We start from the raw sequence: 12,886 nt of genomic DNA on the forward strand, positions 1-12,886 counted from the left end.
CGCGCGTTACCGGAAATCTTCGGGCCGTTCGTCTCACTGTCTGTCGCCAATCCCGGCGACCTGCCGCTTTGTGTGTCGGCCCTTCAATTTCCAGGAGCGCTTCGTGGTTCTCAGTGACTTGGATGCCTGGTTCGTCAGCGAGGTGCTGCCGATGGAAGCCGCGCTCACGCGCTTCCTTCGCCGCAACTGGCGCGACGACGCCGAAGTGCCCGACCTGCGGCAGGACGTCTACGTGCGCATTTACGAGTCCGCCTCCAGATCCATGCCCGACCAGGTCAAGCCTTTCGTTTTTGCCACCGCGCGCAACCTGCTGATCGACCGCGCCCGGCGCGCGCAGATCGTTTCCATCGAGATCATTGCCGACCTCGACGCGCTCGATTTCTCCGCCGACGAGCTCACGCCCGAACGCCACGCCGCCGGCCGCGGCGAGCTGCGGCTGCTGCAGACGGCGCTCGACGCGCTGCCCTCCAAGTGCCGCCGCGTGGTCGAGATGCGCAAGATCGACGGGCTCTCGCAGCGCGAGGTCGCCACGCAGCTGGGCATCACGGAGGACACGGTGGAGCGCCAGGTCTCGCGCGGCGTGCGCGCCCTGGCCGACGCCCTGCTGTCGGGCGGCGTGCAGCTGGACACCAAGGCCTTCGGGCGAGCGCAGAACGAGCGGAGGCTCTCACCATGAGCGAAGCGCAGCGCATCGAATCGTTGGCGGCCGACTGGCTGGCCCGCCGCGACAGCGGCGACTGGACCGACACCGACCAGCAGCAGCTGGACGCCTGGATCGCCGCTTCCATCGCCCACCGCGTGGCCTGGCTGCGGCTGTCCAGCGCGTGGGAGCGCGGCGACCGGCTGGGCGCGCTGCGCACGCCGGCGGTTCCCATTCCCCTGCCCACGCCGGCGCCGGCACCCGCACCGCAGGCCGCACGGCCCGCTCAACGCCTGTCGCGCTTCTCGCTGCAGCGCATCGCCGCCGGCGTGCTCGTGGCCGCCGCCGGCACCGCCTGGCTCGGCTGGCAGTACACGCAGGAAGAACGCGGCCAGCACTACGCCACGGCCGTGGGCGCGCGCCAGTCGGTGGCGCTGTCCGACGGCTCGAAGCTCACGCTGAACACCGCCACGCAGGTGCGCACGGCCGTGAACGACAGCGGGCGCAAGGTGTGGCTGGACGCGGGCGAGGCCTACTTCGACATCGCGCACGACAAGAACCATCCCTTCGTGGTCATCGCCGGCGACCGCCGCATCACCGTGCTGGGCACGCGCTTTCTCGTGCGGCGCCAGGGCGAGCAGGTGAACGTGACGGTGGAGGAAGGGCGCGTGCAGATCGCCGCGGCCAAGCCCGATGCCCGAAGCGCCGAGCCCACCGTGCTCACGCGCAACCAGGCCGCGGTCACGCATGCCGACAACGTGCTCGTGATGTCCAAGGCGCCCAAGCAGGTCGACGACGAACTCAGCTGGCGCGAAGGCAAGCTCGTGTTCGACCAGACCACGCTGGGCGACGCGGCCGCGCAGTTCAACCGCTACAACCTGCGCAAGCTCGTGATCGCCGACCCGGTCATCGCGCAGGTGCGCATCGGCGGCAGCTTCGATGCGAACAACATGAGCGGCTTCGTGGGGCTTCTCAAGCAGGGCTTCGGTCTTGCCGCGCATGAGAGCGGCAACGAAATCAGAATTTCGAATCCGTAAATTACCGGAATGTGACGGGGCATTCGTCTCAGTGGGTACCCAAACAAATAACCACGCTGGAGACACACACAATGAATCGCACCGCGCCCCGCACCGGCCTGCCGCCCCAGAAGAAGAAGCGAACGTACGGCGCGCTGCGCCCCTGGGTCATCGGCGGCGCGTGGGCGCTGGCCAGCGGCATGGCCGCGCACGCACAGACGCAGACCCCGCCGCAGGGCTTCGACGTGAGCGGCGGCGATCTCAAGACCGCACTGGACGCCTACATCGCGCAGGGCGGCGTGCAGTTGCTCTACAAGGTCGACGACGTGAAGGGCGTGGCCACGCGCGGCGTGAAGGGCGCGCTGTCGCCGCAGGACGCGCTGGCGCGGCTGCTCGAAGGCACGCCGCTGCAGACGCGCCGCGGCGATGACGGCGCCATCGTGATCTACACGGCCGCCGCTGCGAAGCCGCAGGCCGACGAGGCGCCGCAGTCGCTCGACAGCGTCACCATCACCGCCACGCGCCGCCGCGAGCCGGTGCGCGAGATCCCGATGCAGGTCAACGTGATGAAGGCGCAGGCGCTGGAGCGCGCGGGCGCCAAGAACCTGGCCGACTACGTGGCCGAGCAGCCGGGCGTGAACCTCACCAGCAGCGGCAGCGTGGGCGGCACGCTCACCATGCGCGGGCTGACCACCGGCCCGGTGCAGGGCATCGCGACCGTGGGCGTGTACGTGGACGACGTGGCCACCGGCATGAGCTCGGCCGGCGCGAGCGGTGGCAACACGCCGCTGGACATGGGCATGCTCGACCTCAGCCACATCGAGGTGCTGCGCGGCCCGCAGGGCACGCTGTACGGCGCGGGCGCCATGAGCGGCGTGCTCAAGTACGTGACCAACCAGCCCGACACCATGGAGTTCGCGGGCTCGGTGAAGCTGGGCACCTCGTGGACGCAGGGCGGCGGCCCGGGCTTCACGACCGGCGCGGTGCTCAACGTGCCGCTCAAGGAAGACGTGGCGGCCGTTCGCTTCGCCGCCTTCACCGACCAGTTCGGCGGCAGCTACGACGCCACGGGCCTGGCGCGCGGGCGCAACATCGACCGCGGCCACACCGACGGCGGCCGGGTCTCGCTGCTGCTCACGCCCACGCGCGAACTCACGGTGCGCCTCACGGGCACGGTGCAGGACGTGCATCGCAAGGGCCTGGGCTTCGAGGACATGGACCAGCGCACGCTGCGCCCCTGGACGCGGGAGCGCACGCGCCAGCTGTCGGCCAACGAGTCGTACAGCAACCTCACGCAGCTGTTCGGGCTGGACGTGGAATACGACTTCGGCTGGGCCCGCCTGAACTCGATCACCTCCGCGCAGGACGTGAAGATCAACAACACCGTCGACGTCACCGGCCGCTACGGGCCGCTGCTGAGCGCGCTGCGCGTGCCGGTGGCCTCGGTGCCGGTGAACAGCGCCGTGGAGCAGCACCGCATCAGCCAGGAGTTCCGCCTGACCTCGCGCTCGGGCACCACCATCGAGTGGCTGGCGGGCCTGTACCTGAACCGCGAACGCGGCAGCAACAACGGCGTCATGGACGCCAACCTGATCGGGGGTCGCAGCCTCGGCCTGCTGACCTCGACGCAGTCCTCGCGCTACCGCGAGGAGGCGGCCTACGGCGACGTCACCTGGAACGTGACGCCCAAGTTCTCGCTCACCGGCGGCGTGCGCCTGGCGCGCAACAACCAGAAGTACGCCAGCCGCCAGACCGGCCAGCTCGTCGGGTCGGTCGCCGCCAGTGCCGCCGGCACCTCGTCGGAAAGCCCCACCACCTACCTCGCCGCCGCCAAGTACACGCTGTCGGACACGAGCACCATGTACTTCCGCGCGGCCAGCGGCTACCGCCCCGGCGGTCCCAACGTGCTCAAGGCCGACACCGACCGCAACGTGGTGCAGCCGATGTACAACTCCGACTCGCTGTGGAGCTACGAGCTGGGCTACAAGGCCGACCTGCTGGACCGCACGCTGTCGCTGGAGGCGGCGCTGTACGACATCGAGTGGACCGGCGTGCAGCAGCCCACGCGCAGCGGCGCCTTCGTGTTCGTCACCAACGCGGGCGCGGCCCGCATCAAGGGCAGCGAAGTCACGCTCAACTGGAAGCCCAGCAAGGAATGGCGCTTCACCGCCAACGCCGCGGCCGTCGATGCGCGCCTGACCGAGGATGCCAAGGGCCTGGGCGCCAAGGCCGGCGCGCGCCTGCCGCACACGCCGCGCTTTGCCGCCACGCTGGGCGTGACGCGCAACTTCAGCCTCGCCGACCACCCGGCCTACGTCGGCATCAGCGCGCGCTACACCGGCAAGCGCGATGCGGGCTACCGCGGCAGCACGGTCATTCCGAGCATCAACATGCCGGCCTACACGCTGGTCGACCTGCAGGCGGGCATCGACTTCAAGCGCTTCAGCGTCTCGGCCTACGTGCGCAACCTGACGAACAAGCGCGGCATCGTGTCGATCGAAACCGGACTCAACGCGAACCCGAACCTGGTGACCGCGGCGCTCGTGCCCGCGCGCACCATCGGCGTGAACGTCAACGTTCCGTTCTGACATGTCGGGCCTCCCACCGTTCGCGGCACCGATGCCGCTGGATGCGGCCGCCCCTGCGGCCCTGGAAACGACCCGCAAGGCGCCCACCAGCGCCTGGTATGCGCTGGCGGTGCTCATCATCGCGACGGTGCTGGGCTCGATCGACAAGGTCATCCTCACGCTGCTGACGGAGCCGATCCGCCAGACGCTGTCGCTCTCCGACACGCAGCTCGGGCTGCTGCAGGGCGCGGGCATCGTGCTGTTCACCGGCATCGCCACCTTGCCGCTGGGCTGGCTCAGCGACCGCTACGACCGGCGCGTGGTGCTCGCGGCCTGCGTGGTGCTGTGGAGCGCCGCCACCGCCATGCGCGGCACGGCCATGGACTACGGCGTGCTGTTCGTCGCCTCCGTCGGCCTGGGCGTGGGCGAGGCGGGCCTCACGCCCATCACCAACAGCATGATCCCCGACCTGTTCCCGCGGGCGCAGCGGGTGCTGGCGAATGCGGTGTTCGCGCTGTCGGCCATTTTCGGCAGTGCGCTGGGCGCGCTGCTGGGCGGCACCATCGTGCACCTCACCGACGACCTGCGGCCCTGGCTGCCGGTGGCGATGCAGCAGCTCGAAGCCTGGCGCCTGACCTTCTTCGTGCTGGCCAGCGCCGGCATTCCGGTGACGCTGCTGGTGCTGTCGATCCGGCGCACGCCGCGCGGCGGCGCACAGGAAGCCAAGGCAACGCCGGGGGCACCGGCCACCGACGCACCGGGCGCCACGACCCTGCGCCAGCACCTGCGCCAGCACTGGCGCACCTTCGCGGGCCTGGTGGTCGGCGTGGGCCTGACCAGCGTGGGCCTGAGCTCGCTGGGCACCTGGCTGCCGATCCTCACGGCACGCACCTACGGCGTCACGCCGGTGCAGATGGGGCAGGGCATGGGCCTGGCCTTCCTGTGCGGCACCGTGGCCGGCGGCCTGCTGGGCGTGCTGTCGATGCGCTACGTGCAGCCACGCATGGGGCCGGCCGCGGCGCTGCGCCTGATCATGCTGGGCAATCTCTCGGCGGCGCTGATGTCGACGCTGCTGCTGTTCACGAGCTCGGCCAACCACAACTTCGCGCTGCTGGGCCTCCTGGTAGTGCCGCTCATCGGCAGCGCGGTGCTGCTGCCCAACGTGCTGCAGGACGCGGCGCCGCCGCACCTGCGCGCCCGCACGATCGCCATGCTCACGCTGGCCAGCCTGCCCTTCGGCGTGGTGGGGCCGCTCGTGGTCGGCATGTTGTCGGACGCCCTCAAGTCGATGCCCAACGGGCTGGCGGTGTCCATCGTCGTGACCACGCTGGTCGGCGGTAGCCTGGGCGCCATGGTGCTGCGTGCCGCCGAAGGCCCGTTCGTTCGCCTGATGCGCGAAGCGAAGCCGAACTGAGCCTTCCGCGTCGAGATTCCGCTCCCCCCTTTCATCGTTCGTTGTTCCTCCATGTCACAACCACACCCTTCAGCCTCTCTTCCTGACACCGCCTCCGCGCTGGCCGCCATCGACGCGCTGGTGGCGCCCCTGAACCGCAGCGACGCGCCTGGCCTGGTGCTGGCCGTCGCACAGCATGGCCGCCTGCTGTACCGCCGCGCCGTCGGCATGGCCAGCCTGGAGATGGGCGTGGCGCTCACGCCGACCACGCGCATGCGCATCGCCTCCACCAGCAAGCACTTCACCGCCATGGCCGTGCTGCTGCTGGCCGAAGACGGCCTGCTCGACGTGGAAGATCCGGTGCAGAAGTACCTGCCCGAGCTGCCGCAACTGAGCGCCAACGGCCCCACGCTGCGCCACCTGCTCACGCACACCAGCGGCTGGCGCGGCCATGACGAGCTGTGGGCCATCGCGCACGGCCTCACGTTCACGCTGCCCGGCCCGGGCCTGCCGGCCATGGCGCGCCAGAGCGAGTTGAACTTCGAGCCCGGCACGCACATGGTCTACAGCAACGGCGGCTACTTCCTGCTGGCCAAGATCGTCGAGCGCGTGAGCGGCCGCAGCTTCAACGACTTCCTGAAGGCGCGCCTCTTCGACCCGCTCGGCATGGCCGACACCTCGTCGGTGGTGACCGACCTGGACGTGGTCCCCGGCATGGCCGGCCTGTACATGCCCGCGCCCGGCGGCGGCTGGCGCCGCGGCCTGTACCCGTGCGAACTCGACGGCGGCGGCTCGCTGGTGTCGACGGCGGACGACATGCTGCGCTGGCTCGCCCACATGCACGGCAGCGAGAAGATCGTGGGCAGCGCGAAGAGCTGGGCGCTGCTGTCGGCGCCCACCACGCTGTCGTCGGGCTCGCAGGTGAACTACGGCTTTGGCCTCGCGCGCCACCCGTACCGCGGCGTCGAGATCGTGCACCACGCGGGCGCCGTGCTCGGCGCGCAGTCGCAGATGATCAGCGTGCCCCGCCACGGGCTGGACATCATCGCCATGGTGAACGGCGCGCCCGTGTCGCCGTCGGCGTTGGCCCTCAAGGTGATCGAGCTGCTGCTGGGCGACGCGCTCGCGCCGCCCGAGGCGCGCCCGCTGGCCAGCGCCTTCCCCGCGCTGCCCGGCCAGCGCTACCACGCACCCTCCACGGGCGGCCTGCTGGGCTTTGCGGACGTGGCCGGCAAGCTGGCGCTGTCGTGGCAGGCCGGCGAGGCCAGGCCCCTGAACCAGGGCGACGGCAAGCTGTGGCTGGGCCTGCAGGACCTGCCGACGAACGACCTCGTGATCGACACCGCCGACATCGACCCGCAACGCGCACCCGATGCCTTCGTGCTGCACGAAGGCGGCCAGCCGCGCCGCTTCGAGCGCCTGCCCGAGACCGCGCCCGATGCCGCCTTGCTCGCCGACGAACTGTGCGGCGACTACATCAGCCCCGACCTCGACGCCACCGCGCGGATGGTGCTGGTGGACGGCCGGTTGCAGCTCACGGTGCAGGGCCGCCACGGCCAGCACGCGTGCGTGCTGACGCCGCTGTCGGCCGACGTGGTCACGCTCGCCTCGGTCGACCCGGTGCTGGCCCAGCTGGGCAAATCGGTCCTCAACGTGGAGCGCAAGGGTGGCCGGGTCGTGGGACTGCTGTTCGCCACCACGCGCTCGCGAAACATCCACCTTGCCCGCCAGGAGCCCCGCGCATGAAGTTCTTCACCACCCTGTTCGCCACCGAGACCAACACCTTCGTCTCGGCCCCCACCGGCCTGGGCAGCTACGAGGAATACGGCATCTTCCGCGGCGACGCCAGCACGCGCGACGCCACCGGCTACGGCCTGTACGCCGTGGAAGTGCGCCGGCAGCTGGCCGCCGAAGGCCATGAAACGGTCGAGAGCCTGCTGGCCTTTGCGCAGCCGCTGGGTCGCACCGTGCGCAGCGTGTACGAGCGCCTGCGCGACGAGATCCTGGACGACCTGCGCAAGGCCGGCCCGGTCGACGGCGTGATCCTCGTGCTGCACGGCGCGATGGTGGCCGACGGCTACGACGACTGCGAAGGCGACGTGATCACGCGCGTGCGCGAGATCGTCGGGCCGAACGTGCCCATCGGCGTGTCGCTCGACCTGCACTGCCACTTCACGCAGAAGATGGTGAACACGGCCGACGCCATCATTTGCTACAAGGAATATCCGCACACCGATGCCTTCGAGCGCCTGACCGAGCTGATCCGCATCGTGGTCGACACCGCGCAGGGCCGCGTGAAGCCCGTCACGGCCGTGCACGACTGCCGCATGGTCGGCAAGTGGCACACCACGCGCGAACCGATGGCCGGCTTCGTGCGCCGCATGCAGGAGGCCGAAAAGCTGCCGGGCGTGCTCTCGGTGTCGCTGGGCCATGGCTTCCCCTGGGCCGACGTGCCCGAGTCGGGCGCCAAGCTGTGGGTGGTGACCGACAACGACCCCGCGCTGGCCGCGAAGCTCGCCGAAGAACTGGGCCGCGGCTTCTGGGACCTGCGCCACGAGACCGGCGTGCCCTCGCTCTCGATCGAGGAGACGCTCGCCAAGGCCATGGCCGTGCAGGGCGGCCCCGTGGTCATCGCCGACACCGCCGACAACCCCGGCGGCGGCGCCACCAGCGACAGCACCTTCATGCTGCGCGCCGTGGTCGAGCGCGGCATCGGCGACGTGGCCTTCGGCGGCGTGTGGGACCTGGGCGCGGTGCAGCTGTGCCGCGACGCGGGCGTGGGCGCGAGCTTCGAGCTGCGCCTGGGCGGCAAGTGCGGCCCGGCCTCGGGCGACCCGATCGACCTGCACGTGACCGTGATGAACGTGGTGGAGGCGCACTCGCAGGGCGGCCTGTCGGGCGTGCGCACGCCCATGGGCCCGTGCGTGTGGGTGCAGGCGGCCGACGGCGTGGACATCGTGCTCATCAGCAAGCGCAACCAGGTCATCGGCGCCGACCTCTTCACGGGCCTGGGCATCGACCTGGCGGGCAAGAAGCTGGTCATCGTGAAGTCGGCGCAGCACTTCCATGCGGAGTTCGGGCCCCTCGCCAAATCGGTGCTGTACGTGTCGACGCCGGCCTCGCTGAGCACCGACTTCGCCAACCTGCCGTACCGCGTGCGCGACCTGGACTACTGGCCGCGCGTGGAACAGCCCGGTCGCCCGCACCACATGGCCGCGCCCGGCGAGCTCTACGCCATCGACGGCCGCGCGATGCACCTGCAGCGCAGCGGCCCCGTGGCGGCCAGCGCCGCGCAGCCCACGCTCGTGATCGAGGCCGGCGGCGGTTGCGCCTCGCCGACCTACGCGCGCCTGCAGCAGGCGCTGGCGGCCAAGCACCCGGTGATCAGCTACGACCGCGCCGGCATGGGCTGGAGCGAGGCCGACGACGCGCCCTTCGACGGCGAACGCACCGCGCACCGCCTGCATGCGCTGCTCGAAGCCGCCGGCGTGACGGGCCCGATCGTGCTCGTCGGCCATTCGCTCGGCGGCCTGCTGAACCGGGTCTACGCAGGCCTGTACCCGCAGCAGGTGGCCGGTGTCGTGATGCTCGACGCCAGCCACCCCGATCAGTTCGCGATGTACGAGCACCCGCCCGAATCGCAGTTCGCGGCCGAGCGCGTCAAGCGCGCGGACTTCCAGGCCGGCGGCCCGCCGCCGCCGGAGCAGGCGCCCATCGAGGCCCTGTTCGCCGACATGCCGCAGGTGCTGCGCCAGATGAAGGCGACCTACACGCCCGAAGCGCTCGACACCATGGTGGCCGAGGTGCGCGGCCTGCCGCACGTCGCGCGCCAGGCGGCCGCGTCGCCCGACTTCGGCTCGCGTCCGCTGGCCGTGTTGTGGGCCAGGCAGCAGCCGCTGCCGGCCGGCGCAGACCCGGCCATTGCCGCGGTGCAGCAGCGCTGGCCCGAGTTCCAGGAAGCGCATGCGGCGCTGTCGACGCAACGCCGCCTGGCGTGCATCGAAGGCGCCGCGCACATGACGCTGGTGCTGCTGCCGCCGCTGGTGCAGCGCGTGGCCGAGGAAATCGACGGCGTGATGGCGCAGGTCGCGTCCGGAACCGGCCGATGACGCCCCTGGCCGAACTCACCACGCCCGCGCTGCTGCTCGACGTCGGCGTGCTCGAACGCAACTGCGAAGCGATGGCGCAGCGCGCGGCGCGCCACGGCGTGGCGCTGCGCCCGCACCTGAAGACCGCCAAGTCGGCCGAAGTGGCGCGGCGCGCCACGCGCGGGCAGGCCGGCGGGCTCACGGTGTCGACCGTGGCCGAAGCCGCCTACTTCGCGCGCCACGGCTTCACCGACCTGACCTATGCCGTGGGCATCGACGCGAACAAGATCGAGGCGCTGCACGACATCCAGCGCACGCACGGCGCGCGCGTGACGCTGCTGGCCGATTCGGTCGAGGCCGTACAGGCGGCCGGTGCCCGCGCGCGGGCGCTGGGCGCGAGCTTTCGCGTGCTGCTGGAGATCGACACGGGCGGCGGCCGCGGCGGCGTCGGTCCCCGCGACGACGGCCTGCTCTCGCTCGCGCGCGAGGTGCAGCGCAGCGAATCGCTGTCGCTGGCCGGCGTGCTCACGCATGCGGGCCACAGCTACCACGTGCAGGGCGGCACGGCGATCCGCGCCATCGCCGAGGCCGAGCGCGCCGGCGCCGTGCATGCGGCCGAGCGGCTGCGCGCGGTCGGCATTCCGGTCGAGGTGGTGAGCGTGGGCTCCACGCCCACGGCCGTGTGCGCGCAGTCGCTCGAAGGCGTCACCGAGATGCGCCCCGGCGTCTACACCTTCTTCGACCTCGACCAGGCGGCGCGCGGCATCTGCGGCGTGGACGAGATCGCGCTGTCGGTGCTGGCCACCGTGATCGGCCACAACCCGCGCTCGCGCCGCGTGCTGATCGATGCCGGCGCGCTCGCGCTGTCGAAGGACCAGTCGGCGGCCGAGTTCCGCGCCGGCCTGGGCTTCGGGCTGGTGTGCCGGGCCGACGGCACGGTGCCGCTGCCCGGGCTGTGCGTGGCCGAGCTGCACCAGGAGCACGGGCTGATCGCCTGCGAAGGCGATGACGACGCACAGGCCATGTTCCGCGCGCTGCCCCTGGGCGCCCGTGTGCGCGTGCTGCCGCACCACGCCTGCATGACGGCCGCGCCCTACGACCGCTACCACGTGGTGGACGGCGCGGGCAGCGGCGTGCAGGCGGTCTGGGACAAGGCGCACGGCTGGCAGGCCGGCGCCTGAAGCCAATCTATTTTTCTGGAGAAGACAACGATGACGAAGACATTCCTTGCACGGCTGACGGCCGTGGCCGCGCCCTTTGTTCTGGCCCTCGGGCTGGGCAGCGCGCCGCAACTCGCAGGCGCCCAGACGCCGGCCGCACCGCAGGCCGCGGCCAGCGCTGCTGCCGCCACGCCGGCGCCCGTGGCGGTGCCCGAGAAGCCTGCCGCCCCGGTTGCCGCGCCGACCGCCACCGCCAAGGTCGACAACCCCTACGGCGTGGGCGCGCTCTGGTCGCAGAGCGATGCCGTCGCCAAGGCCGTGCTCGCCATCCTGGCGATCATGTCGATGGGCAGCTGGTACGTGATCGTCACCAAGCTGCTCGAGCAGATGCGCATGGGCCGCCAGGCGCGCGCGGTCGACAACGAGTTCTGGAACGCGGGCACCGTGCAGGCCGGCACCGCGCGGCTGGCTGAAGGCAGCCCGTTCCGCTTCATCGCCGACGCCGGCATGCAGGCCACGCAGAAGCACGACGGCCTGCGCGGCAAGGTCGACTTCGCCGACTTCGTCGACCTGTGCATCCACCGCGCCACCGAGCGCGTGCAGCGGCGCCTGGGCAACGGCATGTCGCTGCTGGCCACCGTGGGCTCCACCGCGCCCTTCGTCGGCCTGTTCGGCACCGTCTGGGGCATCTACCACGCGCTCACCGCCATCGGCGTGGCGGGCCAGGCCTCGATCGACAAGGTGGCGGGCCCGGTGGGCGAGGCCCTCATCATGACCGCCATCGGCCTGGCCGTGGCCGTGCCTGCCGTGCTGGGCTACAACTGGCTGCTGCGTCGCAACATCACCGTGATGGACGACGTGCGCGAGTTCAGCGGCGAGCTGCACTCCGTGATCCTGGCCGGCAGCGCCGCGGCCTGACGCGCGCGCACGCACGCAAGCGGACTGCGCCATGGCGATGAACATCCCGGCCTCCGGGGGAGACGAGGAACAGGCCATCGCGGCCATCAACACCACGCCGCTGGTCGACGTGATGCTGGTGCTGCTGATCATCTTCCTCATCACCATCCCGGTGGTCAATTACTCGGTGCCCGTCGCGGTGCCGAAGGAGCGCAACGAGGTGCGCGAGAGCAAGCCCGAGACCGTCGTGATCTCGGTGGACGCCGCCGGCCGCACCTACTGGTACGACACGCCGGTGCAGGGCACGCCCGCGCTGGTGGCGCGGCTCACCAAGGTGGCGGCCCTGAACCCGCAGCCCGAGGTGCACATCCGCGGCGACTGGCATTCCGACTACGAGCCGGTGGGCCGGATCATCTACGCCTGCCAGGCGGCCGGGATCGCCAAGGTGGGCTTCATCACCGAGCCGCCCGCGCGCAACTGAGACGAGACAAGCAAGCCATGCCAAGAAAACAGAAGCAGGGGCGGCGCAGCAGCACGCCTTCCGACGAGCCGATGATGGACATCAACACCACGCCGCTCATCGACGTGATGCTGGTGCTGCTGATCATGCTGATCATCACCATCCCGATCCAGCTGCACTCGGTGAACCTGAACATGCCCACGGGCAACCCGCCGCCCAGCGAACTCAAGCCCGAGGTGCTGCGCATCGACATCGACGCGCTCAGCGTCGTGCAGTGGAACGGCGAACCGCTGGCCGACCGCGGTGAAATGGAACGGCGCTTCGAGCAGGTCGCCGCGCAGGCGGTGCAGCCCGAGGTGCACCTGCGGCCCGACCGCCGCGCCAAGTATGAAGTGGTGGCCGGCGTGATGGCCTCGGCGCAGCGCACGGGCGTGAGCAAGCTGGGCATCGTGGGCGCGGAGCAGTTCATCCCATGAAGCGCTCCCGCAAGGACTTCAACCCGAAATCGCGCTTCGGCCCCGTGGGCATCGCCGTGATGGTGCTGTTCCACGTCGGCGTGGGCTATGCGCTCGTGTCGGGGCTGGCGCGCCAGACGGTCGAGCTGATCAAGAAGCCGATGGACGCGACCATCATCAGCGAGATCAAGCCGCCGCCACCTCCACCCC

10 protein-coding genes and 1 pseudogene are annotated in these 12,886 nt (G+C 70.9%); all 11 read left to right on the forward strand.

Annotated features, from left to right (window positions below; translation table 11 throughout):
* Window positions 1-103 precede the first annotated feature (103 nt).
* Entirely contained in the window at window positions 104-676 is a 573-nt protein-coding gene (locus tag AC07YS_RS16050) for an RNA polymerase sigma factor (RefSeq protein WP_223301388.1), read from the forward strand.
* Window positions 673-1,677, forward strand: coding sequence for a FecR family protein (locus tag AC07YS_RS16055; RefSeq protein WP_095746602.1), 1,005 nt, complete (start codon window positions 673-675; stop codon window positions 1,675-1,677). Before AC07YS_RS16050 ends, AC07YS_RS16055 begins: the two co-directional genes overlap by 4 nt.
* Before the next feature lie 71 nt (window positions 1,678-1,748).
* Window positions 1,749-4,244, forward strand: a complete 2,496-nt coding sequence (locus tag AC07YS_RS16060) for a TonB-dependent receptor (protein WP_495270041.1) — start codon at window positions 1,749-1,751, stop codon at window positions 4,242-4,244.
* Window position 4,245: 1 nt separating this feature from the next.
* Window positions 4,246-5,637 carry an MFS transporter gene (locus AC07YS_RS16065; protein WP_307694953.1) on the forward strand — a complete coding sequence of 464 codons (1,392 nt, stop codon included), beginning with the start codon at window positions 4,246-4,248 and terminating at the stop codon, window positions 5,635-5,637.
* A gap of 51 nt (window positions 5,638-5,688) precedes the next feature.
* On the forward strand, window positions 5,689-7,362 hold the full coding sequence (locus tag AC07YS_RS16070) for a serine hydrolase domain-containing protein (RefSeq protein WP_495270040.1): 1,674 nt from the start codon (window positions 5,689-5,691) through the stop codon (window positions 7,360-7,362).
* A complete protein-coding gene (locus AC07YS_RS16075; protein WP_495270039.1) occupies window positions 7,359-9,725 on the forward strand; it encodes an alpha/beta fold hydrolase in 2,367 nt (788 codons plus the stop codon). Before AC07YS_RS16070 ends, AC07YS_RS16075 begins: the two co-directional genes overlap by 4 nt.
* Complete coding sequence (locus AC07YS_RS16080) at window positions 9,722-10,885, forward strand: alanine racemase (protein ID WP_495270038.1); 1,164 nt, start codon at window positions 9,722-9,724, stop codon at window positions 10,883-10,885. Before AC07YS_RS16075 ends, AC07YS_RS16080 begins: the two co-directional genes overlap by 4 nt.
* Window positions 10,886-10,915: 30 nt before the next feature.
* Entirely contained in the window at window positions 10,916-11,782 is an 867-nt protein-coding gene (locus tag AC07YS_RS16085; RefSeq protein WP_495266856.1) for a MotA/TolQ/ExbB proton channel family protein, read from the forward strand.
* Between the two features lie 31 nt (window positions 11,783-11,813).
* Window positions 11,814-12,242, forward strand: coding sequence for an ExbD/TolR family protein (locus tag AC07YS_RS16090; protein WP_139702541.1), 429 nt, complete (start codon window positions 11,814-11,816; stop codon window positions 12,240-12,242).
* Window positions 12,243-12,259: 17 nt separating this feature from the next.
* Window positions 12,260-12,697, forward strand: coding sequence for an ExbD/TolR family protein (locus AC07YS_RS16095; protein WP_139702542.1), 438 nt, complete (start codon window positions 12,260-12,262; stop codon window positions 12,695-12,697).
* Window positions 12,694-12,886 (forward strand): annotated as a pseudogene (locus tag AC07YS_RS16100) (energy transducer TonB); the annotation flags it as partial. The gene AC07YS_RS16095 and the pseudogene AC07YS_RS16100, both read left to right, overlap by 4 nt.

This window comes from Variovorax sp. GW458-11-26-14-LB1 (assembly GCF_059423965.1).

Excerpts from the sequence above, each read along its gene's own strand:
- AC07YS_RS16055 (WP_095746602.1), top strand. The coding sequence starts at position 673 with ATGAGCGAAGCGCAGCGCATCGAATCGTTGGCGGCCGACTGGCTGGCC.
- AC07YS_RS16060 (WP_495270041.1), top strand. The coding sequence starts at position 1,749 with ATGAATCGCACCGCGCCCCGCACCGGCCTGCCGCCCCAGAAGAAGAAG.
- AC07YS_RS16065 (WP_307694953.1), top strand. The coding sequence starts at position 4,246 with ATGTCGGGCCTCCCACCGTTCGCGGCACCGATGCCGCTGGATGCGGCC.
- AC07YS_RS16070 (WP_495270040.1), top strand. The coding sequence starts at position 5,689 with ATGTCACAACCACACCCTTCAGCCTCTCTTCCTGACACCGCCTCCGCG.
- AC07YS_RS16075 (WP_495270039.1), top strand. The coding sequence starts at position 7,359 with ATGAAGTTCTTCACCACCCTGTTCGCCACCGAGACCAACACCTTCGTC.
- AC07YS_RS16080 (WP_495270038.1), top strand. The coding sequence starts at position 9,722 with ATGACGCCCCTGGCCGAACTCACCACGCCCGCGCTGCTGCTCGACGTC.
- AC07YS_RS16085 (WP_495266856.1), top strand. The coding sequence starts at position 10,916 with ATGACGAAGACATTCCTTGCACGGCTGACGGCCGTGGCCGCGCCCTTT.
- AC07YS_RS16090 (WP_139702541.1), top strand. The coding sequence starts at position 11,814 with ATGGCGATGAACATCCCGGCCTCCGGGGGAGACGAGGAACAGGCCATC.
- AC07YS_RS16095 (WP_139702542.1), top strand. The coding sequence starts at position 12,260 with ATGCCAAGAAAACAGAAGCAGGGGCGGCGCAGCAGCACGCCTTCCGAC.